The sequence below is a fragment of the Enterobacter sp. PL_is514 genome (assembly GCF_055816715.1).
Genome location: NZ_JBVPGN010000034.1, coordinates 312,638 through 336,439, shown reverse-complemented (window position 1 = coordinate 336,439; position 23,802 = coordinate 312,638). Strand labels below are relative to the sequence as shown.

21 protein-coding genes are annotated in these 23,802 nt (G+C 55.5%); 11 read left to right on the top strand and 10 right to left on the bottom strand.

Going from position 1 to position 23,802, the window contains the following annotated elements; all coding sequences use genetic code 11:
- Nucleotides 1-243: 243 nt before the first annotated feature.
- From paaZ to AC0TNG_RS17210, 4 genes are all read left to right on the top strand, one after another.
- A complete protein-coding gene (paaZ, locus tag AC0TNG_RS17225; RefSeq protein ID WP_473712813.1) occupies nt 244-2,286 on the top strand; it encodes a phenylacetic acid degradation bifunctional protein PaaZ in 2,043 nt (680 codons plus the stop codon).
- Between the two features lie 621 nt (nt 2,287-2,907).
- Nucleotides 2,908-5,184, top strand: a complete 2,277-nt coding sequence (gene tynA, locus AC0TNG_RS17220) for a primary-amine oxidase (RefSeq protein ID WP_248164335.1) — start codon at nt 2,908-2,910, stop codon at nt 5,182-5,184.
- 167 nt (nt 5,185-5,351) lie between these two features.
- A complete protein-coding gene (locus AC0TNG_RS17215) occupies nt 5,352-7,325 on the top strand; it encodes an alkyl/aryl-sulfatase (protein WP_473712811.1) in 1,974 nt (657 codons plus the stop codon).
- A 73-nt stretch (nt 7,326-7,398) separates the two neighbouring features.
- Nucleotides 7,399-8,505, top strand: a complete 1,107-nt coding sequence (locus tag AC0TNG_RS17210) for a GGDEF domain-containing protein (RefSeq protein ID WP_473712809.1) — start codon at nt 7,399-7,401, stop codon at nt 8,503-8,505.
- A gap of 9 nt (nt 8,506-8,514) precedes the next feature.
- On the opposite strand, the gene AC0TNG_RS17205 is transcribed toward AC0TNG_RS17210, so the two are convergent.
- Nucleotides 8,515-9,501: a GlxA family transcriptional regulator gene (locus AC0TNG_RS17205; RefSeq protein ID WP_473712808.1), complete on the bottom strand. Its 987-nt coding sequence runs from the start codon at nt 9,499-9,501 to the stop codon at nt 8,515-8,517.
- Between the two features lie 121 nt (nt 9,502-9,622).
- On the opposite strand from AC0TNG_RS17205, the gene AC0TNG_RS17200 reads away from it, so the two are divergent.
- Entirely contained in the window at nt 9,623-10,387 is a 765-nt protein-coding gene (locus tag AC0TNG_RS17200; RefSeq protein ID WP_473712807.1) for an alpha/beta fold hydrolase, read from the top strand.
- A complete protein-coding gene (locus tag AC0TNG_RS17195) occupies nt 10,384-10,998 on the top strand; it encodes an FMN-dependent NADH-azoreductase (RefSeq protein ID WP_090417119.1) in 615 nt (204 codons plus the stop codon). Before AC0TNG_RS17200 ends, AC0TNG_RS17195 begins: the two co-directional genes overlap by 4 nt.
- Nucleotides 10,999-11,048: 50 nt before the next feature.
- Here AC0TNG_RS17195 and AC0TNG_RS17190 read toward each other — a convergent pair whose 3' ends face one another.
- Nucleotides 11,049-12,548, bottom strand: a complete 1,500-nt coding sequence (locus AC0TNG_RS17190) for an aldehyde dehydrogenase family protein (protein WP_473712806.1) — start codon at nt 12,546-12,548, stop codon at nt 11,049-11,051.
- 241 nt (nt 12,549-12,789) lie between these two features.
- On the opposite strand from AC0TNG_RS17190, the gene feaR reads away from it, so the two are divergent.
- Nucleotides 12,790-13,698 carry a transcriptional regulator FeaR gene (gene feaR, locus AC0TNG_RS17185; protein ID WP_208763833.1) on the top strand — a complete coding sequence of 303 codons (909 nt, stop codon included), beginning with the start codon at nt 12,790-12,792 and terminating at the stop codon, nt 13,696-13,698.
- Here the strand turns inward: feaR and AC0TNG_RS17180 are convergent, their stop codons facing one another.
- From AC0TNG_RS17180 to AC0TNG_RS17165, 4 genes are all read right to left on the bottom strand, one after another.
- Nucleotides 13,699-14,016: a YdbL family probable chaperone protein gene (locus tag AC0TNG_RS17180; protein WP_473712805.1), complete on the bottom strand. Its 318-nt coding sequence runs from the start codon at nt 14,014-14,016 to the stop codon at nt 13,699-13,701.
- A gap of 7 nt (nt 14,017-14,023) precedes the next feature.
- Nucleotides 14,024-14,215, bottom strand: a complete 192-nt coding sequence (locus AC0TNG_RS17175; RefSeq protein WP_032651162.1) for a YnbE family lipoprotein — start codon at nt 14,213-14,215, stop codon at nt 14,024-14,026.
- Nucleotides 14,212-16,851: a YdbH family protein gene (locus tag AC0TNG_RS17170; RefSeq protein ID WP_048989524.1), complete on the bottom strand. Its 2,640-nt coding sequence runs from the start codon at nt 16,849-16,851 to the stop codon at nt 14,212-14,214. The genes AC0TNG_RS17175 and AC0TNG_RS17170 overlap by 4 nt, the downstream gene beginning before the upstream one ends.
- A 127-nt stretch (nt 16,852-16,978) precedes the next feature.
- Nucleotides 16,979-17,302, bottom strand: a complete 324-nt coding sequence (locus AC0TNG_RS17165; RefSeq protein ID WP_024909490.1) for a hypothetical protein — start codon at nt 17,300-17,302, stop codon at nt 16,979-16,981.
- 326 nt (nt 17,303-17,628) lie between these two features.
- On the opposite strand from AC0TNG_RS17165, the gene AC0TNG_RS17160 reads away from it, so the two are divergent.
- Entirely contained in the window at nt 17,629-18,618 is a 990-nt protein-coding gene (locus AC0TNG_RS17160; protein ID WP_024909491.1) for a 2-hydroxyacid dehydrogenase, read from the top strand.
- 19 nt (nt 18,619-18,637) lie between these two features.
- Here the strand turns inward: AC0TNG_RS17160 and AC0TNG_RS17155 are convergent, their stop codons facing one another.
- Nucleotides 18,638-19,843, bottom strand: coding sequence for an MFS transporter (locus AC0TNG_RS17155; RefSeq protein WP_473702450.1), 1,206 nt, complete (start codon nt 19,841-19,843; stop codon nt 18,638-18,640).
- Between the two features lie 456 nt (nt 19,844-20,299).
- On the opposite strand from AC0TNG_RS17155, the gene AC0TNG_RS17150 reads away from it, so the two are divergent.
- Complete coding sequence (locus AC0TNG_RS17150) at nt 20,300-20,971, top strand: MgtC family protein (RefSeq protein WP_061715268.1); 672 nt, start codon at nt 20,300-20,302, stop codon at nt 20,969-20,971.
- Between the two features lie 72 nt (nt 20,972-21,043).
- On the opposite strand, the gene AC0TNG_RS17145 is transcribed toward AC0TNG_RS17150, so the two are convergent.
- Nucleotides 21,044-21,499 carry a MarR family winged helix-turn-helix transcriptional regulator gene (locus AC0TNG_RS17145; protein WP_254780639.1) on the bottom strand — a complete coding sequence of 152 codons (456 nt, stop codon included), beginning with the start codon at nt 21,497-21,499 and terminating at the stop codon, nt 21,044-21,046.
- Nucleotides 21,500-21,567: 68 nt separating this feature from the next.
- Here AC0TNG_RS17145 and AC0TNG_RS17140 point away from each other — a divergent pair, with 68 nt between their 5' ends.
- A complete protein-coding gene (locus AC0TNG_RS17140; RefSeq protein WP_090417132.1) occupies nt 21,568-21,858 on the top strand; it encodes a DUF1330 domain-containing protein in 291 nt (96 codons plus the stop codon).
- A 125-nt stretch (nt 21,859-21,983) separates the two neighbouring features.
- Nucleotides 21,984-22,418 (top strand): universal stress protein UspF, encoded by a 435-nt coding sequence (gene uspF, locus AC0TNG_RS17135; RefSeq protein ID WP_023335555.1) that lies wholly within the window; start codon nt 21,984-21,986, stop codon nt 22,416-22,418.
- Between the two features lie 102 nt (nt 22,419-22,520).
- Here uspF and AC0TNG_RS17130 read toward each other — a convergent pair whose 3' ends face one another.
- Nucleotides 22,521-23,006 carry a hypothetical protein gene (locus AC0TNG_RS17130; protein ID WP_174348890.1) on the bottom strand — a complete coding sequence of 162 codons (486 nt, stop codon included), beginning with the start codon at nt 23,004-23,006 and terminating at the stop codon, nt 22,521-22,523.
- Nucleotides 22,993-23,799: a winged helix-turn-helix domain-containing protein gene (locus tag AC0TNG_RS17125; RefSeq protein ID WP_473712804.1), complete on the bottom strand. Its 807-nt coding sequence runs from the start codon at nt 23,797-23,799 to the stop codon at nt 22,993-22,995. The genes AC0TNG_RS17130 and AC0TNG_RS17125 overlap by 14 nt, the downstream gene beginning before the upstream one ends.
- Between the last annotated feature and the right edge of the window lie 3 nt (nt 23,800-23,802).

Genomic DNA, 23,802 nt, shown 5'->3' with positions numbered 1-23,802 from the left:
AATGTTGAATCACTTTGTTTTTTAAAAGTTACACAAAGGTTAAATATAACCCCAAGAATTGTTTCCTTGTTTTGTGATATCGCTCGCAAGGCTTTTACTGCAGGCGTACTGCAAAGCGTCCTCGCGCGCCACGTTTCATCAGAGCGGATCACAATGTTAACAATTCATTAAAACTCAGCTTGATTTTTATGATTCATGATCAAACTATTAATGGGTAAATTACGTAACATTTGGAGATAAGCGATGCAGCAGTTAGCCAGCTTCTTATCCGGTACCTGGCAGTCTGGCCGGGGCCGCGAACGCACTATTCATCACGCCATCAGTGGCGAAGCGCTGTGGAGCGTGACCAGCGAAGGGCTGGACATGGCGGCCGCCCGTCGCTATGCGATTGAGCGTGGCGGCGAAGCGCTTCACGCGATGACCTTTATCGAACGCGCGGCCATGCTGAAGGCGGTGGCAAAGCACCTGCTTAGCGAGAAAGAGACGTTTTATGCCCTGTCCGCCCAGACCGGAGCGACGAAGGCGGACAGCTGGGTCGATATCGAAGGCGGGATCGGCACCCTCTTCACTTACGCCAGCCTTGGCAGCCGCGAGCTGCCGGATGACACCGTGTGGCCGGAAGACGAGCTGATCCCGCTGTCAAAAGAAGGCGGCTTTGCGGCGCGCCACGTGCTGACCTCCAAATCCGGCGTGGCGGTGCACATCAACGCCTTTAACTTCCCCTGCTGGGGGATGCTGGAAAAGCTGGCCCCGACCTGGCTTGCCGGCATGCCCGCCATCATCAAACCCGCTACCGCTACCGCGCAGGTGACGCAGGCGATGGTGAAATCCATCGTCGACAGCGGGCTGGTGCCGGACGGCGCCATCAGCCTGATCTGCGGCGGCGCCGGGGATCTGCTCGACCAGCTCGACAGCCAGGACGTGGTGACCTTTACCGGCTCCGCCAGCACCGGGCAAAGCCTGCGCGTGCACCCGAATATTGTGGCGAATTCGATTCCGTTCACCATGGAAGCCGACTCCCTGAACTGCTGCGTGCTGGGGGAAGACGTCACGCCGGAGCAGCCGGAGTTTGCCCTGTTCATTCGGGAAGTGGTGCGCGAGATGACCGCCAAAGCCGGGCAGAAATGTACGGCCATTCGCCGCATTATCGTCCCGCAAAACCAGATTGACGCCGTGAGCCAGGCGCTGGTTGCCCGGCTGGAAAAGGTGGTTGTGGGCGATCCGGCGCAGGAAGGGGTAAAGATGGGCGCGCTGGTCAACGCCGAACAGCGTGCGGACGTGCAGGAGAAAGTGGAGCAACTGATCGCCGCAGGCTGCCAGATCCGTCTGGGTGGCAAAGCGGATCTGCAGGCCGCGGGCGCGTTCTTCCCACCGACCCTGCTGTTCTGCCCGCAGCCGGATGAAACCCCGGCAGTGCACTCAACCGAAGCCTTCGGCCCCGTTGCGACGCTGATGCCGTATCGCAACGCACGCCACGCGATGCAGCTTGCCCGCGCGGGCGGCGGCAGCCTGGCGGGTACGCTGGTCACCGCAGACCTGGACACTGCCCGCCAGTTTATTCTCGGCGCGGCGCGCGCCCACGGGCGTATTCAGATCCTCAACGAGGAAGCCTCGAAAGAGTCCACCGGCCACGGTTCCCCGCTTCCGCAGCTGGTGCACGGCGGCCCGGGCCGCGCGGGCGGTGGCGAAGAGCTGGGCGGTCTGCGCGCGGTGAAGCACTACCTGCAGCGCACCGCGATTCAGGGCAGTCCGACCATGCTGGCCGCCATCGGCAAACAGTGGGTGCGTGGCGCAGCGGTGCAGGAAGATCGCGTGCATCCGTTCCGCAAATACTTTGAGGAGCTGCATCCGGGCGACAGCCTGCTGACGCCGCGCCGCACCCTCACGGAAGCGGACATCGTGAACTTTGCCTGCCTGAGCGGCGACCACTTCTACGCCCATATGGACAAGATCGGCGCGGCAGAGTCGATCTTTGGCGAGCGCGTGGTGCACGGCTACTTCCTGATTTCTGCCGCAGCAGGGCTGTTTGTTGATGCGGGCGTCGGGCCGGTCATTGCTAACTACGGCATGGAGAACCTGCGCTTTATCGAGCCGGTTAAACCGGGCGATACCATTCAGGTGCGTCTGACCTGCAAACGTAAAACGCTGAAGAAACAGCGTACCGCGGAGGAAAAACCGACGGGCGTGGTGGAGTGGGCGGTTGAGATCTTCAACCAGCACCAGCAGGCCGTGGCGCTCTACTCCATTCTGACGCTGGTGGCGCGCCAGCAGGGTGATTTCAGCTAAGTTCCCTGCTCCTCATCCTCTCCACAATGGCTGAGCGCTCTCAAGTAATGTGCAAGCAGAAGCAATAACGCTGCTTTTAGAATGGCTGAGGGCCTTCAGCGATGCCCTGGTCCGGCTGTAAATCGCTGAGGCGTTTGCCTTCCGGCCGGGGCGAGGCGCCGGGATGCGCCGAGAGGGCGGGCTTTACAGGGATGTTACCTCCGCCCGTACCCGATAAGCCGGAAGGAATAAGCCGAAGGTACCGCGCAGCGGCGATTTACCGCCGGGAGCCCGGGTCGCCAGGGTGGTGGCGACTGAGCCACCCTGGCACGTTCACAGGCCATGTCGTTACAGAGTAGCTAGGAACATAAAGTGAACGGAATGACCACCAGTGCCGTATGTTCCCCCTCACCCCAGCCCTCTCCCTCAAGGGAGAGGGGGCCGTCTGTGCTGACATCATTTGTGGGGTTCCCTCAGCCTCAATGGGGAGGGGAAATGGCCCGGCATGTGATTTACCCCCGCTCTTTTTTTAACCTGGCAAGGCTGACAAATAATCTGGCAGATGCAGGCAAACGCTTTTCTCAGGCGCCTGTCAGGATAAGGCTGTCACAACACAATAAACACAACAAGATGAGGTCTACGATGGGAAGCAATTCTTCTTTTTCTGCCCGTAGAACGGCGCTGGCTATGGCCGTTGCGCTGTGTTGCGCCTGGCAATCCCCTGTTTTCGCCCACGGCAGTGAGGCGCATATGGTCCCGATGGACAAAACGCTGCAGGACTTTGGCGCCGACGTTCAGTGGGATGATTACGCACAGATGTTCACCATTGCAAAAGACGGCGCCTTTGTGAAGGTCAAACCGGGCGCTAAAACCGCCATCGTCAACGGTAAAACCCTCAAGCTCGAGGTGCCGGTGGTGATGAAAGGCAAGAAAGCCTTTATTTCCGATACCTTTATCAACGATGTTTTCCAGTCAGGCCTCGATCAGACCTTCCAGGTTGAGAAACGCCCTCACCCGCTAAACGCGCTGACGGCGGACGAAATTAAGCAAGCCGTTGAGATTGTCAAAGCCTCGGCGGATTTTAAACCGAATACCCGCTTTACCCAGATTGCCCTTGCTGAGCCAGAGAAAGCCAAAGTGTGGGACTTTGTGCTTAACGGTACGGCGGTGGATGCCCCGCGTCAGGCGAAGATCGTGATGCTCGACGGAAAGCACGTTATCGAAAGCCTGGTGGATCTGAAGGATAAAAAAATCCTGCGCTGGGAGCCTGTGAAAGACGCGCACGGCATGGTGCTGCTGGATGATTTCACCGCGGTTCAGCAAATCATCAACGACAGCACGGAGTTTGCCGAGGTGCTTAAAAAACACGGCATCACCGACCCGAAAAAAGTGATTACCACGCCGCTGACCGTCGGCTATTTCGACGGTAAAGATGGCCTGAAGCAGGAAGATCGCCTGCTGAAAGTGGTGAGCTATCTGGACGTTGGCGACGGCAACTACTGGGCGCACCCGATTGAAAACCTGGTGGCCGTGGTCGATCTTGAGCAGAAGAAAATCCAGAAGATTGAGGAAGGCGCCGTTGTTCCGGTTCCGATGACGCCGCGCCCCTACGATGGCCGCGACCGTATAGAGATGCCGAAAAAACCGCTCGACATCATTGAGCCGGAAGGCAAGAACTACACCATCACCGGCGATATGGTGCACTGGCAGAACTGGGATTTCCACCTGAGCCTGGACTCCCGCGTCGGCCCGATGATCTCAACCGTCACCTATAACGACAACGGCAAAAAACGCCAGATTATGTATCAGGGGTCGCTCGGCGGCATGATCGTTCCTTACGGCGATCCGGACGTGGGCTGGTACTTTAAAGCCTATCTCGACTCCGGCGACTACGGCATGGGCACCCTGACCTCACCGCTGGTACGCGGTAAAGACGTGCCGTCCAACGCCGTGATGCTCAATGAAACCATCCCGGATTACACCGGCGCGCCGATGGAGATCCCGCGCGCGATCGCCATTTTCGAACGCTACGCGGGCCCGGAATACAAGCACCAGGAGATGGGCCAGCCGAACGTCAGCACCGAGCGCCGCGAACTGGTGGTGCGCTGGGTGAGTACCGTGGGCAATTACGATTACATCTTCGACTGGGTGTTCCATGAAAATGGCACCATCGGCATTGACGCCGGCGCGACGGGTATCGAAGCGGTGAAAGGCGTGCAGGCGAAAACCATGCACGACGCCACCGCCAAAGACGATACAAAATACGGCACGCTGATCGACCATAACATCGTGGGCACCACGCACCAGCACATCTACAACTTCCGTCTCGATATGGACGTGGACGGCATCAACAACAAGCTGGTGGCCATGGATCCGGAAGTGAAGCCGAATACCGCCGGTGGCCCGCGCACCAGCACCATGCAGATCAATCAGTACGATATTGATACCGAGCAGCAGGCGGCGCAGAAGTTCGACCCGGGAACCATTCGACTGCTGAGCAACACCCGTAAAGAGAACCGCATGGGCAACCCGGTTTCGTACCAGATTATCCCTTACGCGGGCGGTACGCACCCGGTGGCGACCGGCGCGAAATTTGCCCCGGACGAGTGGATCTACCATCGCCTGAGCTTTATGGACAAACAGCTGTGGGTGACCCGTTACCACCCGGATGAGCTCTACCCGGAAGGAAAATTCCCGAACCGCTCCGTGCACGACACCGGCCTGGGTCAGTACAGCAAAGATAACGAGTCGCTCAACGATCAGGATGACGTGGTCTGGATGACCACCGGCACCACCCACGTGGCACGCGCGGAGGAGTGGCCGATCATGCCGACGGAATGGGTGCATACCCTCCTTAAACCGTGGAACTTCTTCGACGAGACGCCAACGCTCGGGAAAAAGAAAGACGAACAGAAATAAATAACGCACCGGGCGCAATGCCCGGTTTTTCATCTATTTACTTGCTGAATGCCTCTCCCCGATTATAGTTATTTCTACCTCGTTTATTCCCATTGCATTTCTTGAACCACTTTCAGCCAGGACACGAAGTTTCCACGAACGACGTAATACACCACTGAGAGGTTAGGATGAAATTCAATTTGATCGTCAGGAGTCTTGCTCTGGCTGGACTTGTTATTTCCGTTAGCTCCACCTATGCCGCAGAAGCCCCGAAGGATGCCACGGCCGCAACGCAACAAGCCAATAACGCCCTGTTTAATCAGCTTCCTTTCTCCGATAACACCGATTTTACGGACGCCCATAAAGGCTTTATTGCCCCTATTCCTCAGGAAATTATCAAAGGGGAACAAGGCAATATCATCTGGAACCCGCAGCAGTACTCCTTTATTAAAGAAGGCGATAAAGCACCGGACTCCGTTAATCCAAGCTTATGGCGTCAATCTCAGCTGATTAATATTAGCGGCCTGTTTGAAGTGACCGACGGCGTATATCAGATCCGAAATCTTGACCTGTCAAATATGACCATCATTGAAGGGAAAGACGGTATTACCGTGGTTGACCCGCTGGTGTCGGCAGAAACGGCGAAGGTCGGGATGGATCTCTATTTTAAACATCGCGGCAAGAAACCGGTCGTCGCCATCATTTATACCCACAGCCACGTTGACCACTATGGCGGCGTGCGCGGCGTGGTGGATGAAGCGGACGTGAAGTCCGGTAAAGTGAAGGTCTACGCCCCTGCCGGGTTTATGGAAGCGGCCGTTGCCGAGAATATCATGGCGGGTAATGTGATGAGCCGCCGCGCCAGCTATATGTATGGCAACCTGCTGAAGCCAGATGCCAAAGGTCAGGTGGGTGCCGGTCTTGGGACAACAACCTCCGCCGGGACGGTCACGCTGATTGCCCCGACCAATATTATCGAGAAAGATGGGCAGAAAGAGGTTATCGACGGCCTGACCTACGACTTTATGCTTGCGCCTGGCTCCGAAGCGCCATCGGAAATGCTCTGGTATATCGAAGAGAAAAAAGTTATTGAATCCGCAGAGGACGTGACCCACACCCTGCACAACACCTACTCGCTGCGCGGAGCGAAAATCCGCGAGCCGCTGCCGTGGTCGAAATACATTAACCAGGCGATTGTGCGCTGGGGTGATAAGGCCGAAATCATCATGGCACAACACCACTGGCCGACCTGGGGCAACGAAAACGTGGTCAAACTGCTGAAAAGCCAGCGTGACCTCTATCGTTACATTAACGACCAGACGCTGCGTATGGCGAACGAAGGGTTGACGCGCGACGAAATTGCCGCGAACTTTACGCTCCCGGATTCACTGGCGCATACCTGGGCGAACCGCGGCTACTACGGCTCGGTGAGCCATGACGTCAAAGCCACCTACGTGCTGTATCTGGGCTGGTTTGACGGCAACCCGGCGACGCTGGATGAGCTGCCGCCGGAAGAAGGCGCGAAGAAATTCGTTGAGTATATGGGCGGCGCGGATGCCATCCTGAACAAGGCGAAAACTGACTTCGACCAGGGGAACTATCGCTGGGTGGCGCAGGTGGTGAGTAAAGTGGTCTTTGCCGATCCAAACAATCAGGCGGCACGTGACCTGGAAGCGGATGCGCTGGAACAGCTGGGCTATCAGGCCGAATCCGGCCCGTGGCGTAACTTCTACCTGACCGGTGCGCAGGAGTTGCGTAACGGCGTGGTGAAAGGTCCAACGCCGAATACCGCCAGTCCGGATACGGTACGCGCGATGACGCCAGAGATGTTCTTTGACTACCTGGCAGTCCATATCAATGGCCAGAAAGCCGGTGAGGCTAAATCTGTGTTTAACATTGATTTGGGCAGCGATGGCGGTAAGTACAAACTCGAGCTGGAAAATGGCGTGCTGAACCACACGGCGAACGCAGAAGCAAAAGATGCAGATGCAACGCTGACGCTCAACCGTGACACCCTGAATAAAATCATTCTCAAGGAAGTGACGCTGAAACAGGCTCAGGACAGCGGAAATGTCAAAATAAGTGGCGACAGCGCGAAACTTGATGCCATGCTTAGTTACATGGATAAGTTTGATTTCTGGTTTAACATTGTGACACCGTAACGGTGCATGCAAAAGGGCGGTTCGTCCGCCCTTTCCTGCTTCAGGTGTTCGCCAGACAGGGTAAAAAGCGTCAATGGAAAAAAGAAAAAAACCGACACTTGAACGGGCAACCTGGCCAACGCGCCATGCCATGGTCATGCACGGGCTGGCGATGAACCTGCCGTGGCTGGCCTTCGTCAATATCAGCTTCGCGGTGATGATCCTGCTGCGACACGTTCTGCTTAAGGCCAGCGATCCCCTTTATCCCCACTCGCCGCAGCTGACGAGAATGGTCGATGCCTCCATGCTCGGCATTATTATTCTCTCAGCCGCGCTGATCCTGATGGCCTGGCGGCGAATCGCCGGTATTAGCGTGGTGTTGTTTATCTGTAGCGCCATTTGGTCGGTCTCCTGCTTCTGGTTTATCACCCAGCTGCTGCTGCCTCATGTCTGGCCGCTGTGCGTCATTTTATTACTCGCCGGTTTAACGGCGCTCTATTTTTACCCCGAGGGGCTGCTCGCCTTTGTGCTCCCGCTCTGGATCACCCTGCCGATAGCAAGCTGGATACTGAATGATGGTCTCAACCTTCATTTCGTCGTCATCTGGAGTGTGTTTTCGCTGATCCTGATTTGCGGACGTTTTATCCTGTTGAGCTGGTTTGACGAGGCCTGGCGCCGTAACCAGCAGAATCAGCTGCTGATTTCGCGGCTGGATGCGCTGGCGCATCAGGATCCGTTAACCAAAACCGCCAATCGCAGGAAAATGGAGGTGGTGCTGGAGAACGCGGTTGAGCAGAAGAAAACCTTCTCGGTGATTATGCTGGATATCGACTACTTCAAGCTCTACAACGACACTTACGGGCACCAGGCAGGCGATGACTGTCTGACCCGCGTGGCGCGGGTGCTGAAGCAGTCGGTGCGCACACCTGACGATGTGGTGTCGCGTTACGGCGGCGAGGAGTTCGTGGTCATCCTCTTCAATTGCCCGGAAAACATCGCGGAAAAGGTGGCCTTACGCATTCATGACGGTCTGCGCGCGGAGTCCATACCACACAGCGCGTCAACCGTTAGCGACCATGTCACCGTGAGCATGGGGATTGCGAGCATGGCGGAGGGGTTAGCGGGCACCGAGATCATCGCCCGCGCCGATGCGGCGCTGTATCGGGCGAAGGAGGCCGGGCGGGATCGAGTATGCCGGTGAGAACGGCGGCTATTCCGCATGACGCTCGGCGATCCATTTGCGGTATTGACCGGGCGACATGCCCGTCACCCCCGTAAAAGCGCGCCTGAATGCCGTGTCGTCAGCGTAACCGCAAGCGCTGGCAATCTCCGCTATTGCGTACCCCGGTTGATCCAGGAGACGCATTGCCTTTTCAATGCGCATGCGCGTCAAAAAGTTTTTAGGGCTTTCATTCATCTCCTCAGCCATTTTTCGGTGAAGGGTACGAGTGGTCATATTCAGCGCCCGGGCAAGCTGTTCTACGGTGATCGCCGGATTTTCATACCGGACGATATGTTCCGCTTTCATTATCATCGGATGGACTGAATTTAAAAAACCTGCTGGCGCGTAAACCTGCTGAGATAACGGCTGGCTGTCAGCCACGGCCATATCGGCCGTCAGACGCGCCAGCTTCTGCCCCGCGTGCAGACGGATGATATGCAGCGCCAGGTCAACCCACGAGAGCGGGCCACCGGATGTGATAACCCGTGCATCCTGCACCAGCGCTTTACCCCAGACAGGTTTGCTCAGCGGATAACGCTGGCGGAAAGTATGGTAAAGCCACCAGGTCGTCGTGCATGCCCGGCCATTGAGGATCCCCGCCTCGGCGAGAACCAACCCACCGGCACAGGCTCCCGCAAGCATCGCGCCTTTATCATACTGGCCGCGCAGCCATGCGCCAGCCTCGAGGACGGCCGCTGGCGAGACCGGGCGTTTCTGCTCGTCAAGCTTCATCCCGCAGGCAATCACGAGATCGAAGGTTCCTCCGGTAACAAAGCTCGCTTCGGCATCGATCGGCCGCCCCTGCGCGTCCGGGACCGGCTTCCCTTCCGCCGTGATGATGAACGCCTCAAAAGGCGAAATGCCCTCGCCGTCCGGCTGCTGGGCAATCACCTCATCAGCCAGCCAGAACATATCGCAGAGCCCAGCTACGGCGGATTTCATGCTTCCGGGTAACGCTAAAATGGCAATTCTCATGATTCAGGCCTGAGTAAAATGTCTGATTTCGTATGTTAACAGTCATTTCAGACACTACAAGCCTCTTTGCGTCTCTCGTTACACTGTGATTCAACGTCTCTCAGGAAATTACGTCACGCTTATGAAACCGACACGCTTGCCCGTTCTTCTTTCCTTGCTTTGCATGGTTGCATCGCAGTCTGTGCAGGCGCGGATTAATAACATCATCCTCGTGCATGGTGCCTTTACCGATGGTTCCGTCTGGCAGGAAGTGATAGGCCGTTTGCAGACCCGGGGCTACCACGTCACGGCAGTGCAAAACCCTCTGACTTCGCTTGAAGAGGACGTCGCCGCCACAGAGCGTGTCATCGACCGTCAGCAAGGGGACGTAGTGCTTGTTGGCCACTCCTGGGCCGGCGCGGTCATCGCTCAGGCAGGCAATAACCCGAAGGTGAAAAAACTGGTTTTTCTCTCCGCCCTTGCCCCCGACAGCGGTGAATCGGTTACCTCTCTTCTTACCCGCCTCAACGCCCCGATGGCCGACATGCGCCCGGATAAAAAAGGGTTAATCTGGCTGGACGATCCTGCTGCCTATCAGCGCACGATGGCCAACGATCTGCCCCTCAAACGCGTAAAACTGCTGACGGCAACGCAGCAGCCTATCGCGGCAATCGCCTTCAGCGAGAAGGTAGAACATGCAGCATGGCGTGAAAAACCCTCATGGTATCTGATAACCGAAGAGGATCGCGCCCTCTCTCCCGGTATCCAGCAGCAGCTCGCCGGCACCATGAACGCCACCGTCCTGCGTATTAAGAGCAGCCATATGTCGATGATTTCCCACCCGCACGCCGTGAGTCAATTTATCGAACAAGCAACCCAAACCGACGCAAAGGAAACAGAGAAATGAATATCCTGCATATAGATTCAAGCATTAACGGCGAGTTCTCACTTTCACGTCAGCTGACGGCAGAGGTGGTTCGCCAGATCGCGTCAGAGAAGGTGGTCTATCGCGACGTCGTTAAAACCCCCATCGCCCATCTCACCGGCACCGTTGCCGCTGGGTTCCGGCCGCTGCGGATAGCCACCGATGCGACGGCTGAAGATGTCCGCGAACACGCGCTGTCCGGGGAACTTGTGAACGAATTTCTCAATAGCGACCTCATCGTGATAGGTGCGCCTATGTATAACTTCTCCGTCTCAACTCAGCTTAAAGCCTGGTTAGATCGACTCGCCCAGCCGGGAAAAACCTTTAGCTATACCCCGACGGGCCCGGTGGGGCATGCGACCGGCAAGAGGGTTATTGTCGTTTCAACCCGCGGCGGGATATATCACGGTACGCCAATCGAAGACATGGATTTTCAGGAGAGGTACCTGCAGCGATTCTTTGGTTTTCTGGGTATCGACAGAGTGGAATTTGTCCGTGCTGAAGGGGCGACGCGCAGTGAAGAAGTCAGGACTAAAGGCGTTGCGCAGGCGTTTGACGCTATTCCATCGGTCATTGCCGCAGCATTGAAATAGCCGCCGGGTTAAAGCCTGCCGGGTAACCGCAGCGTTACCCGGCAATGTTTTTAATACCGCACGCACACCGACTTAGTTTCACACCAGCCGTCCAGCCAGTCCGGACCAAAGTCACGCCCGGTACCGGACTGTTTCATGCCGCCGAACGGCAGGTTGGCGTCGATCAGCGTATGGCTGTTCACCCAGACGGTGCCCGCCTGCAGCCGGTCGGTGTACTCCAGCGCCTTGCTGATATTTTGCGTCCAGACGCTGGCCGTCAGGCCATATTCACTGTCGTTTGCCAGCTGAAGCGCCTCTTCCCCGTCCGCGACGCGCACCACGTTGACCACCGGACCAAACACCTCTTCGCGGGTCAGGCGCAGCGAGGCATCCGGGTTCACCACCAGCGTAGGCGCAACGTAATAACCTTTGCCTTCCGGCCCCCGGTTACCGACGATCAGCTCCGCGTTGCGCGACTTCGCCTCATCAAGGAAGGTCTGCACCTTGTCACAGTGGGCGCGCGACACCAGCGGGTTGATAAACGCCTCCGGCGACATGCCCGGCCCGACGCTCAGGGATTTCACAGCCTGCTCAAACCCGCTGACCAGCGTGTCAAACAGCGGCGCTTCAATGTAGATGCGCGAGCTCGCCGCGCACACCTGGCCCTGGTTCAGGAAGCTGCCGGTCATCAGGCCTTCGATCACCCACGCCGGGTCCGCATCCTTGAGTACAATTGCCGGGTTTTTCCCGCCCAGCTCCAGGGTCACGCCGGTTAGCGTGTCCGCCGCCGCACGGGCAATTTGCTTACCCGTCGCCGTTGAGCCGGTGAAGCTCACCTTTGCAATATGCGGATGCGAGGTCAGCGCTGCGCCACACACCGCGCCGCTCCCGGTCACCACGTTGAACACCCCGTCCGGGATGCCCGCTTCGCTGGCCAGTTCCGCTACGCGCAGCATGGTCAGCGGCGTGGTTTCTGACGGCTTGATGACAATAGAGCAGCCCGCGGCCAGCGCAGGCATCACTTTCCACATCCCGATCATCAGCGGGAAGTTCCAGGGCACAATCCCGGCCACCACGCCAACCGGCTCTTTACGCGTCCACGCCTGATAGCGGGCGCCCTGCGGCAGCGGGATGGAAAGGTCGAGGGTCTTACCCGTAATTTTGGTGGTCAGCCCGGCGGTATAGCGCATCCAGTTCAGGGTGCAGCTGACTTCAAACATGCGGGAAATGTTAATAGATTTCCCCTGCTCCAGCGTTTCAAGCTGGGCCAACTCCTCGCTGTGCTGTTCCACCAGTTCGGCGAAATGGAGCAGGATCCGCTCGCGCTCCGCCGGGAGTTTTCCGGCCCAGCTGCGGGCGACAAACGCGCGCCAGCCGGACATGACGGCACGGTCAACGTCGTCGACGCTGGCATCGGCAGTCGAGGCAATGACTTCGCCCGTGGCCGGGTTGTAGACGTTCAGCCGCTTTTCACTGTCCGACGCGGCCTGACGCCCTTCAATCCACAGGCCATGCTGTCGGTCTAAAAATTGTTGTACGGCAGGCTGAATGGCCACCTGTGATTCAGACATAGGATACTCCTTCGTTATTCTTCGCAGGGTGTCCATCCAGTCTAAGTGGGGTTTTGCATTCTCGCTTTTGTCTCTGTGACATTCGCTTTGCCACCTGTGACAGGCTCCGCAAATCGCGATAATTGCCGCTTATATCGCTGTTACCGGTGAGTGTTCTTTCCTATAGTCAGCCTCATAGCTCTGACAAAATGCAACACAAATGCAACAATGCGAAAACGTTGACGGTGCAGTGAGAGAAACGATGGCGTGTGCAAGCGAGCAGGAACAGTATCAGCAGTGGCTGGCGCAAATTAACCAGGTTTGCGGGCGTTTTAACGCGCAGCCCACCGAGGGAAAATTCTACGGCGAGCTGGAGACCAGCTATGCGCGCAGCCTGAAGCTCAGTACCGTTACGGCAGGCGGCGTTAATCTGTTCCGCTCCCGTCAGGAGATCACGCAGAGTAACGATGCCTGGTTCTATACCGTGTTCCAGCTAGAAGGCAGCGCGGAAATTGAACAGGATGACCGTCGCGCGCTACTCAGGACCGGTGATATCACGCTGATTGACGCGTCGCGTCCCTGCTCGATCAACTGGCGGGAAAAGTCCCGCCAGATTTCGCTGCTGGTTCCCCGTCAGATAATTGAGCAGCAGTGTCGTTTCCAGGAGATAAGCTGCGCGACCGCCCTTTCCCGCACCTTGCCCACGGTACAACTGAGCCATCGCCTGCTGATGGAGAGCATGAGCAATGCCGACCTGAGTGACCGTGAAAGTGAAGCGGCGCTCGAGGCGATGATCTGTCTGCTGCGTCCCGCTTTCCAGCAGCGTGAAATCATTCAGCCGCGCAAGGAGCGCCAGTTCCAGCATGTGGTGGCGCTGATTGACGACCATATTCAGTCTGAATCGCTGCGCCCGGAATGGATTGCCGCCGAGAGCGGTATGTCCGTGCGCAGCCTCTACCGCATGTTTGCCGAGAAAGGGCTGGTGGTGGCGCAGTACATCAAAAACCGTCGTCTGGATCTGTGCGCGCAGGTACTGCGCGCTGCCGGTGATGATGAAAAGCTGGCGGGCATTGGCTACAGCTGGGGGTTCACCGACCATAGCCATTTTTCAACGGCGTTTAAGCAGCGTTTTGGCGTCTCGCCGGGTGAATACCGCAGGCGCTACCGCTAGCTACTTTTTGAGCCATTTTCCGTTAATGCCCTTCACGTATTCGCCCGGCTGCGCGCGGGCAACCAGTTTCTGCCCTGCCATTTTGGCCACTTCATCGACCGGCAAATTATTGCTGTCAGCCAGCCTCTGGTAGTTTTCCGTGCGCGCCGCGTTGATGCGATTAACCAGCGCCAGCGTTTCCGCGTCCTGTTGAACCGGGGCAAGATAACCGCTGAGGGTTTCCCCCACGCGCCCCTGGGCCCGGGCATCGTTTAAGGTCAGCGCAGCTGCCTGCACGTTCATCCCCAGCGCCAGCAAAATCAGAGCTACTCGTTTCATGGCGTCCTCAGAACAGATCGCTGCGCGATTTCAGCAGGGTTTCAACGTCTTTATCGACCTTGATGTGGATCTCATGTTCGATTTTGACATTCATATTGATGGTAATCGGCTCCTTTGGCGCAGCGACTTCAATTCGCGGCGTACAGCCGGTCAGTAGCGCGGCAACGGCGACGGTGAGCGCACCAGCCATCTTATTCATTGTTGTTCCTCACTTTCCTTGCCAGTCGAACTGCGGGGAGCAGGTATCGCCGCATGTTGCTCAAACCAGGTTTGCAGGTTGTCCCCAAAACGCAGGCTGCGCCAGAGGGTAAAAACATTCTCGTCGTGGGTATAGTTCAGGTTGACGGAGCTGCTTTTGCCATCGACCCGGCTGGTCCCCTTGATGGTCGCCTGCATGGTTAATTCACCCAGGTTATCTAAATTGATTCTCGTCCACGAACGCGAAATTTCCATATAGCGGAGCCAGTTAATCGCGGCACCCGCAACCATATTATCTTTCACGATGGCGTCGGCCGTATCTTTGTCGATGCGCAGCGTCATGGGCCCCGGGTTGGTCAGCCAGCCATCTTTAATGATCCATTTTTCGTTGTCCAGCCAGAACGGCAGCGCTCCGCTCACCGGCCCTGACATGGCAAACTGCTTCGGATTGACGGCGCTAATCAGCTCGCTCGAAGAGATATTGTCCACCCGCAGCAGGGCCGGATCGTGCTGCGGCATCCGCAGCTGCTGCATGGTGATCTTCCCGCCGAGGGTTTCCACCTTCACGTTGGTGAGCAGCAGCGGACTGTCCTCCGTCCAGGGATAATCGCCCTGTAAATCCGCGGTAATGTTGCGCGCGGTCACCAGGTTTTCCACTTCGCCGATGCGTAGCGTGACCGGACCGCGCGTGCCGAGGGACCAGGTTCCCTCGCTGAAGCGGAACGGCAGCACAAAGTCGACGCCGTTAATCTGGTTATCCGGCATCCAGGCGCTACCGGATTTCAGCACGCCGTGCCCGCCCGCTTCAAAGCCCTGATCGGCCGCCGCCGAGAAGGCGACCTGCGCATAAAGCTCCCCGTCGCGCAGCGTCATTTTCCAGTCCGGCGGGATCAAAGGCTGGAATACGGTGAGGGACTGTTTCGGCCACCAGGCCTGCCCGCGAAGGCGCACGCCATCCCAACGACCGTTCACCTGTACCGGACCGATTTTGTCCGCATGGAGGTCGCCCTTAAACTGAAAAATTGTCGGGTCGGTGCCGTCGACGCTGAAGGTCAGGACCGAGGGCGGCAACACGCTGCCGCCGGAGAAACGGGTTTGTCCTGCATTGAGCGACAGCGCGCCGCTGAAGGCCGGTTTTTCGGCATCGCGCAACCAGCGTACCGGCTGATCCAGCACCAGACGCGGCTTGCTGACCTCCATCGTGCCGTACTGGAGCTTGTCAAAACCGGTGGAGAGCGCCGTCAGCTCAATAAGGTTGTCGCGCCACTCGCCTTTCCCGGCGACATCCCAGCGGGCATGCATCGGCGTAAAACCGCCTTTTCCCCAGTACCGCCACTGCCACAGGCCGTTATCGGGTAAAAAGTCGTTGGCCTGGCCGTCCAGGTGGAGTTCAAAATCACCCATCTCGTTTTCATGGGCGCGCAGAATCGCCTGTAAACGACCGTCCACGCCCTTCTGCGTCAGCTTCACGCCCGCCAGAGGCCAGCGGATTTCATCGATATCGAGCGAATTGATGATGCGCCCGCGCGAGCGGAGCAGCGCGCCCGGCTCAAAGGCCAGCTGCGGTTCATACAGGCTGCCGGTCAGCGTGGCGGGCAATTTGGCGTAAAGAATGAGATCGTTTTGCTTCGCCTCGCCGCTGAGATGCAGGGGCATGTCGCTGTTTTCCATACTGAGCCTGCCGGGCCCAATATTCAGTACCGCGTTGCCTTTCCCCGCATCGCCGTGCGTCAGCACATTCAGTCGTCCGGTCAGGGTGGTTTTCTCCAGCCCCTGCTGCCAGTTGTCTGCACGAAGGGACACCCGCCCGCTCAGCGGCATACCCGAGAGATCCCAGTTCCAGCGCCCGTCGCTGATGTTCAGCTGCTCCGCCGTGATCTGCCACGGCAGGTCGAGCAGCGGATCGGGGTTGTCCCGCGCCATCACCACCAGCTGTCCCTGATTCTCTTCCCAGTCCAGATCGGCGTCGACCAGGGACGTTAACTGTGGCACGTTAAAGGTCGCCACCGCGTGGCCTTTCACCGGCACGCCGTCCGGAACCAGCGGCAAAGTAAACTCGCCCACCAGCTTAATCGGCTGCGGCTGGTCCGGGAGCTGTACATCAAACTGGCTGACCGAGAGCGTTTGGCCGCGAAGCGTGCCTTTAATGCTGACCTGCTCGCCTTTATAGGCGATCTCCTGGCTGGACGGGGTCAGCGACGCATTAAGCTCACCCTGCCACTGCTGCCAGGGCGACAGCGTCAGACGGTGAACCGTAAGCCAGGTATTGGGCAATACCGCCTGCCACTGGGCCAGCGTTTTGGGAGCAACCGTTGACGGCGCGGACTGGGGAATTTTGCTGAGGCAGACGGAGTTTAAATCGAGCGTGCCGATATCCAGCTTCCAGCGGCTGGGATGTGACAGCGTCACGTTATCGATGCGGGCAATTTCGCAGTCTTCAACCAGATAGCGAAGATCGGGGATCACCAGCGCGTGGCGAGTCAGTTTCGGACTCTCTTCGAAAGCGATGCGCGTCCCGACGGGCAGCCAGATCCCGGCGAGCGTCGGTACCCACTGGGCGAGCGTCATCAGCAGCGTCAGCGGCAACAATATGAACAGCAGTAAAAGCGCAAGAGCGGCTTTGTATTTACCCTTCATGGGCAGTTAATATCCTGATTTAGCAAAAGAATTAAGCCGGCAGTGCCGATCATTGTCGCATGTTTAGCTGGTCAGTTGAAGTCAAAGCCAGGTTTAAGAATAGATGCTGTAACGTTAAGTTGCGAAACTAGGGCCTGTTCCGAGGCAACGCCAGAAGGTAAAGCATGGCGAATATCAACGACCCCCAATACACCGAGTTGTACCGCCAGGGATCAAAATCAATAAGTAAAAATGCGCTAACAAACTCATAGCCGTTGGCAAAAACGTTAATTTGAATGGCAGCAATGGCTATCACAAACAGCGTATAAGCAATGAACAGTGGATATTTCCGGAGCCGGTTAACTTTCAATTTCCCGAAGTACAATAAGAAGAAAATCACAATAGAAACAATAAAGTAGCACAAAGCAGGCAGCATCGGCGGAGATAAGGACAACTCCAATTGTTGAGACATGCATCATTCTCCCTCTTTATCAGAAACTCACCCAGTTTCTGGTATCGTCCCATCACATCAGGAAGGATTGCAGTTTTCGCACCCTCTTGCCATTCTTTAACGTAATTCAGACAGGCGTTTCTCGCATCCTCTACCCACTTCATTTTCCGCTACATGTCCCGATCAGATCCGCGCCGAAGATTTCTCGTAGTAAGAATATCATGGAGTTAGGGTGCACATATGCTCTAGAATAATTGATAGAACTTATTGAATTCAATAATATTTTATAAATTGTAAGATAATTTTAATCATGCTAACGTGAATGCAAAATCACTGGAGAAAGTCTTATGAAACTCGCGGTATACAGCACAAAGCAGTACGACAAAAAGTATCTGCAACATGTTAACGAGGCTTACGGGTTTGAGCTTGAATTTTTCGACTTTCTGCTGTCCGAAAAAACCGCCAAAACGGCGCACGGCTGTGAAGGCGTCTGCATTTTCGTAAACGATGACGGCAGTCGTCCGGTGCTGGAAGAGTTGAAAAAACAGGGGGTGAAATACATCGCCCTGCGCTGTGCGGGCTTTAACAACGTGGATCTCGATGCGGCAAAAGAGCTGGGTCTGAAGGTGGTTCGCGTTCCGGCGTACTCCCCGGAAGCGGTCGCGGAACATGCGATTGGCATGATGATGTCCCTCAACCGTCGTATTCACCGCGCTTATCAGCGCACCCGTGACGCCAACTTCTCGCTGGAAGGGCTGACCGGCTTTACCATGTACGGCAAAACCGCTGGCGTGATCGGCACCGGTAAAATTGGCGTGGCTACCCTGCGCATTCTGAAAGGCTTTGGCATGCGTCTGCTGGCATTCGATCCGTACCCAAGCGCTGCAGCGCTGGATCTGGGCGTGGAGTACGTTGACCTGCCGACGCTATTCTCGCAGTCCGACGTGATCTCCCTGCACTGTCCGCTGACGCCGGAAAACTACCACCTGCTCAATCAGGCGGCGTTTGACCAGATGAAAGATGGCGTGATGATCATCAACACCAGCCGCGGCGGACTGGTTGACTCTCAGGCCGCAATCGAAGCGCTGAAAACCCAGAAAATTGGCGCGCTGGGGATGGACGTGTATGAGAACGAACGCGATCTGTTCTTTGAAGATAAGTCTAATGATGTCATCCAGGACGACGTGTTCCGTCGCCTCTCTGCCTGCCATAACGTCCTGTTTACCGGACATCAGGCGTTTCTGACTGCCGAAGCCCTGATCAGCATTTCGGAAACCACGCTGGGCAATCTTCAGCAGTTAGAAAAGGGTGAGCCGTGCCCTAACGAGCTGGCTTAAGTGCTACGCCGGGTGGTGGCTAAGCCTCACCCGGCGCGTTTGTTTCCCAGCTGCGGTGCGCAACGCGCCACCAGATCAGAACGGCGGCCAGCGCAATCGCGCTCAGGACACTGAATGCCGTCGCAAACGAGTAATGACCGGCGATCGTCCCGGTTAACGCCGGGCTCATGGATGCCCCAACCCCCTGCATCAGCATCACCACACTCTGCCCGGCATTGACGTGCCCGCTTCCGCGCAGCAGCACCACAATAAACGATGGTACGACGACACCGAGGATCCCGGCGGCCAGGCCGTCGAGAATTTGTACCGGGATCATCATGAACGGCGCGTCCGTGGATGCCGCCAGCGCCGCGCGTACCGGCATGACCAGCAGCGCCAGCATAATTAAGCGCCAGTAGCCAAAATGTTCGATCCGGCGCGAAGCCCAGATGGCGACGGGGATCATCACGGCCTGCGAGATGATGACGGTACCCGCCGCGTACAAACCGGGGTTGATCGTGGCGGGTGCCGCAGCCACCCTCATGCTCAGCATCGGTAATAGCGCGGCGTTCGCCAGGTGGAACAGCAGCAGCGTCAGCCCGGTCACAAACAGCGCCCGGTTTTTCATCAGCATCGCAAAACCGGGGACCGGCAGGCTCGCTGAAGAGGACAGCCCGCGCGCCGCGTCGTTATCGATATCGCTGTTGCGAATGGCAAGCAGCGCACACAGCGTTAGCAGCGTGGTACAGGTCATCAGCAGGAAAATCCCGCCCACGCCCCAGTACCAGGCAATGCCGCCTGCCATCAGAGCGGTCATGAAATTGCCGCCGTGATTGAACGCCTCGTTTCTGCCCATCTGCGCGCTGAACCCACCCTGTCCGGTCAGCCCCAGCGTAATCCCGGCGATCAACGGCCCGACAAATGCCGCACAGATACCGGTGACGATTTGCGACACGGCGACCACGCCGCTCTGCTGGCTAAACCAGAGCAGAAGCGTGCTTAGCGTGATCAGAATGCACAGCAGCGCGAGCACAGCGCGTTTGTTGCGGGAGGTGTCGGTGATGAATCCCGCCGGCAGCGTGGCCAGTAATCCCGCCAGCCCGCCGGCCGTCATCAGGATGCCGATATCATCAGGGGCCCAGTGGCGTTCGGTCAGAAAAATACCGAGAAAAGGTCCCAGGCCATCGCGAACATCCGCAATGAAAAAACTTGTCAGGCATAACGCCCGCAGCGAACGAAGAGACATACATCCTGCCTTTGTCTGTTATCGCCTGTAGAAAAAAAAATGTAGTATACCGGGTATTTTTGAAAATCAGATGACGTCTTAAAAATATGTCTTCCGAACTTAAACAATTCATAACGGACGTTGTTTTTTCACTTTACTCATTATCGACCCTGACTATACTGGCAATAAATTTTCACAGGAGTCCTTCGTTGGAAAGTTATTTTATCGTCGATACGAAGGTAAGCTGACGCGATTTTCTCGCTGCTTACCTTTACGGTGGGCAGCAATCCTCTTTACGTGATTGCATCCCAATACATTAAGAACGACCAAATTTGTGGGGCATCACGATGTTCATGTTTAACCATTCACTCTTTCCGCCACCCTCCCGCTGACATGCTTTGCGTTTTAACGGCGTCATTCTGTGCTTTGTGAAGCACTGACGCTTATCGTTTAATCATGTTAACAGGCGACAGGCTGATGTTCCCTTATATCTCTCATCTGCTCGCAGCGATGCTGCTGGGCGCAATTATCGGCGCGGAAAGACAATGGCGCCAGCGTATGGCCGGGCTTCGTACCAATGCACTGGTTGCGACGGGCGCTGCCGTGTTTATTTTAAGTTCCATCTCGACGTCACCCGATAGCCCGGGACGCATTGCAGCGCAGATCGTCTCCGGAATAGGTTTCCTTGGCGCTGGCGTCATTATGCGTGAAGGAATGAATATTCGTGGTCTAAATACTGCCGCAACGCTATGGTGTTCGGCCGGAATTGGTGTGCTGTGCGGCTTAGGGCAATTCTGGAATGCCGGTATGGCCAGCGTGATTATCCTTTGTGCCAACATATTGCTTCGCGAAGCTGCGCAACGGATTAATCAACTGCCCGCGCTCCATGAAGGCGAAAAATGCTATGTCCTTAAAATCACCTGTAATGACGAGCATGAAGATGCGGTCCGACAGAGCGTGGTAAACATGGCGAAAGAGTTGACCTTAAGCCTGAAAGCCATTTATTGCGATACGGCGCAAGCAGAAGGTAAAACTGAAATACGGGCCGAAGTGATGACCCGGGAGGAATACCGGAAATTACTCGATCTGATTATGGGTAATATTGGCGGGAATAAAATTATCGCGTCCGTCAGCTGTCACGCAATTTAAGTCTATTACCGGGCATTACGCCCGGTATAACCTTTCCGTTTTACACGGCCTCTGACAATAACGCGGAGAGCTTCATAAGGCAGCACTGATTTTAGCCAGACGTTTCATCATCTCCGTCGTCAGGCTAAGCTGCTCGCTGCCCATTAGTTGGGACAACTCCTGCTTAGCGGATTGCCATACCGGCATGACCTCTTCAAGCAGACGCCAGCCTTCAGCTGTCAGCGTGAGTCGTTTTCCGGCACGTCCACGGCCTCCAGCCGAGTCAATAATGCCCCGGGATTCCAGACTACGGATATTACGACTCAGTGTTGTCGCATCCACCCCTGCTCTGGCGGCGAGTTCCGCAACGGTTTCATTAGGAGAACCCCCGATGCCAACCATCAGACTGAACTGCTCAGCGGTCAGATCAAACGGTCTGAAGCAGGCGTTGTAATAGCGCGTAATAGCCCGAGCGGTAGCGCGCGCCTGAAACGCCGGACAGACCTCCGGAATGCTCTCCAACAGCGCCACATCAATGTTGTTCATCATTTCATCTCGACAAGCAATGCTAAAGTTAATACTGTATATACACTATTTATATTACTTGAGGAACCATTATGCCTGCCTTTGTTCATATCAACTTACGGGTCATTGACCCTGCCAGACAGGCCAGCCTGACCCCTCGCTTCACGTCAGCATTAGAGGAAGCAGGCGGAAAAATTGTCCATTTTGGAGCTGTCGCACAGGTACTGGAAGGAGAAGTAGCGCCGTTACCCTATGCAGGCATTTTTGAATTCCCGACGTTGGATCAGGCCATTGCCTTCTATCATTCGGAAAAATATGCGCCGATTAAGGCTGAACGCCAGCTCGCCCAGGAAGCAAGAATGTTCATTGTCACGACGGAATGACAGGCAGGTTCAACTGTACCTAAATCACAGAACCGAAATTTGTCCCCGTTATGAAAGCCTGCTCTCTGTTTTGCTGGAAATAACGGTTTAACCTGAGCTGTGCAAAAAACACTCAGGAGGAACACATGTACAATTCAATTTTGGTTCCCATTGATATCTCCGAGGATAGCCTGACGCACATGGTTATCCCCTTCGTTCAGGCACATACAGCACTTAACACAGCTAAAGTTCACTTTCTTACTGTTATTCCATCTCTTCCTTATTACTCATCATTAGGTTTGGCCTACTCCGTAGAAATGCCGAAGATGAAAGAGTTCCAGCACGCTGCTTTAGCTAAACTGGATGAAATTGTTAAGCAATTCAAAATCCCTGCAGATAAGATTCAGACTCACGCCGTGACGGGATCCCCTAAGGATCAAATCCTTAAGCTCGCTGACACGATCGGCGCCGACCTGATTATCATCGCCTCCCATAAGCCTGACATATCGACCTATCTGCTGGGTTCAAACGCTGCGGCTGTGGTGCGGCATGCGAAATGCCCTGTGCTGGTTGTAAGATAAAAAAACCGGGCGACATGCCCGGTTTTTTAAGCCAACACCATGAGCCCCTCCTGACAGATAGCTACACAGGAATATGAGCAGGTTCACAATGCCTGATCTGCCTTACCTGTTCACGCAAAGCGCAAACGGCGACTGCAGGTTTCCTATCAGCCAGCCATTACTTGTAGGCTCTATCTTAAGCTGGCGAACGGTACCTTCTGGAACGTAAAAGAAGCTGCTTTTGAAACTTTCATCATCAGCAGTATCGCGTGGATTTTTAACGTAGCGTGTATCGGTCAGTGAAATCTCACCCGGCCTGTTCATCTCATAGCTAAAGAGAATTGTACGTGAGATGACATTAACACCTTTGTCCGACTGGATATTACCCGACAGTACAGCCTGACCATCGTGGTTTTTATCCAAACGGAAAACAAACTCCAGCGTAGCGATGAAATCAGGTTCATGGTGGTTATAACGTACTATTGTTGAACAGTTTACATTTAACGCACTCTGTTTTTGATGCATGTGAACATAGAACCACACCGATAACGCCAGGATGACGATTAAAATTACGGCCAGCATCCCTGTTTTTTTATTAATTGCGTTCATAACCACTCCAGTAGTTATTGAGGCAGGAAATGTATTTATCATTTCTGGCTGTACATCGACTAATAAAAGCTCGACCTTTGTTGCCGTAAAGATATGACTCAGAAACCTGGTACAAGAATGATGTTCCCTCAAGACAGTTAATACCACTCCCCTTCGCCAACTCGATGAACAATTCCTTTTTTTGTTCAGAAAGCGATGCGGAGTTTCTTTGTACAGTGTATACAGGGCACGAGCCATAATTAAATAGAAAATAAGTCTTCAATCCTCTTACCTGAGTCAAATCTTCTGATGGAACCCTAAGCCCTAACATAATCAAGATCGCGCTTATTAAAACGACTGCTAGTGCCAGAGCGATAGGTAATTTTCTGTATTTGACTCGCGCCGGAGAGCGTTCTTTTACTACTTGCGCATCATTTTTTTCATCTTCTAACCGAGACTCATCCTCAATAGTGGGTTGAGTCAAAACTCTTACCTCGACATCACTATTAAACATAAAACCAACGCGAGGCACCGTAGTAATACACTCCTCGACAATCCCAAACTGTACGAACTGCTTTCTCAGTTCGGAGATGTATTTGTTTAGCGTGTGACTAGAAGAACGAAGACCATGAGCATCCCAGACGCTATCCAGAAGTTCATTTCGCGTCAGAACCTGACCATGCTTTTCAAGAAGACATGCAAGAAGTCTATTCATTGTCAGGGTCAGAATGACAGTAGAGCCCTCGTCTCCGGATGGCCATATAGCACCATCTTCCGATCGATAGAAAACCCTATTATCAATCACGAAAACCATCTC

Excerpts from the sequence above, each read along its gene's own strand:
- paaZ (WP_473712813.1), top strand. The coding sequence starts at position 244 with ATGCAGCAGTTAGCCAGCTTCTTATCCGGTACCTGGCAGTCTGGCCGG.
- tynA (WP_248164335.1), top strand. The coding sequence starts at position 2,908 with ATGGGAAGCAATTCTTCTTTTTCTGCCCGTAGAACGGCGCTGGCTATG.
- AC0TNG_RS17215 (WP_473712811.1), top strand. The coding sequence starts at position 5,352 with ATGAAATTCAATTTGATCGTCAGGAGTCTTGCTCTGGCTGGACTTGTT.
- AC0TNG_RS17210 (WP_473712809.1), top strand. The coding sequence starts at position 7,399 with ATGGAAAAAAGAAAAAAACCGACACTTGAACGGGCAACCTGGCCAACG.
- AC0TNG_RS17205 (WP_473712808.1), bottom strand. The coding sequence starts at position 9,501 with ATGAGAATTGCCATTTTAGCGTTACCCGGAAGCATGAAATCCGCCGTA.
- AC0TNG_RS17200 (WP_473712807.1), top strand. The coding sequence starts at position 9,623 with ATGAAACCGACACGCTTGCCCGTTCTTCTTTCCTTGCTTTGCATGGTT.
- AC0TNG_RS17195 (WP_090417119.1), top strand. The coding sequence starts at position 10,384 with ATGAATATCCTGCATATAGATTCAAGCATTAACGGCGAGTTCTCACTT.
- AC0TNG_RS17190 (WP_473712806.1), bottom strand. The coding sequence starts at position 12,548 with ATGTCTGAATCACAGGTGGCCATTCAGCCTGCCGTACAACAATTTTTA.
- feaR (WP_208763833.1), top strand. The coding sequence starts at position 12,790 with ATGGCGTGTGCAAGCGAGCAGGAACAGTATCAGCAGTGGCTGGCGCAA.
- AC0TNG_RS17180 (WP_473712805.1), bottom strand. The coding sequence starts at position 14,016 with ATGAAACGAGTAGCTCTGATTTTGCTGGCGCTGGGGATGAACGTGCAG.
- AC0TNG_RS17175 (WP_032651162.1), bottom strand. The coding sequence starts at position 14,215 with ATGAATAAGATGGCTGGTGCGCTCACCGTCGCCGTTGCCGCGCTACTG.
- AC0TNG_RS17170 (WP_048989524.1), bottom strand. The coding sequence starts at position 16,851 with ATGAAGGGTAAATACAAAGCCGCTCTTGCGCTTTTACTGCTGTTCATA.
- AC0TNG_RS17165 (WP_024909490.1), bottom strand. The coding sequence starts at position 17,302 with ATGTCTCAACAATTGGAGTTGTCCTTATCTCCGCCGATGCTGCCTGCT.
- AC0TNG_RS17160 (WP_024909491.1), top strand. The coding sequence starts at position 17,629 with ATGAAACTCGCGGTATACAGCACAAAGCAGTACGACAAAAAGTATCTG.
- AC0TNG_RS17155 (WP_473702450.1), bottom strand. The coding sequence starts at position 19,843 with ATGTCTCTTCGTTCGCTGCGGGCGTTATGCCTGACAAGTTTTTTCATT.
- AC0TNG_RS17150 (WP_061715268.1), top strand. The coding sequence starts at position 20,300 with ATGTTCCCTTATATCTCTCATCTGCTCGCAGCGATGCTGCTGGGCGCA.
- AC0TNG_RS17145 (WP_254780639.1), bottom strand. The coding sequence starts at position 21,499 with ATGATGAACAACATTGATGTGGCGCTGTTGGAGAGCATTCCGGAGGTC.
- AC0TNG_RS17140 (WP_090417132.1), top strand. The coding sequence starts at position 21,568 with ATGCCTGCCTTTGTTCATATCAACTTACGGGTCATTGACCCTGCCAGA.
- uspF (WP_023335555.1), top strand. The coding sequence starts at position 21,984 with ATGTACAATTCAATTTTGGTTCCCATTGATATCTCCGAGGATAGCCTG.
- AC0TNG_RS17130 (WP_174348890.1), bottom strand. The coding sequence starts at position 23,006 with ATGAACGCAATTAATAAAAAAACAGGGATGCTGGCCGTAATTTTAATC.
- AC0TNG_RS17125 (WP_473712804.1), bottom strand. The coding sequence starts at position 23,799 with ATGGTTTTCGTGATTGATAATAGGGTTTTCTATCGATCGGAAGATGGT.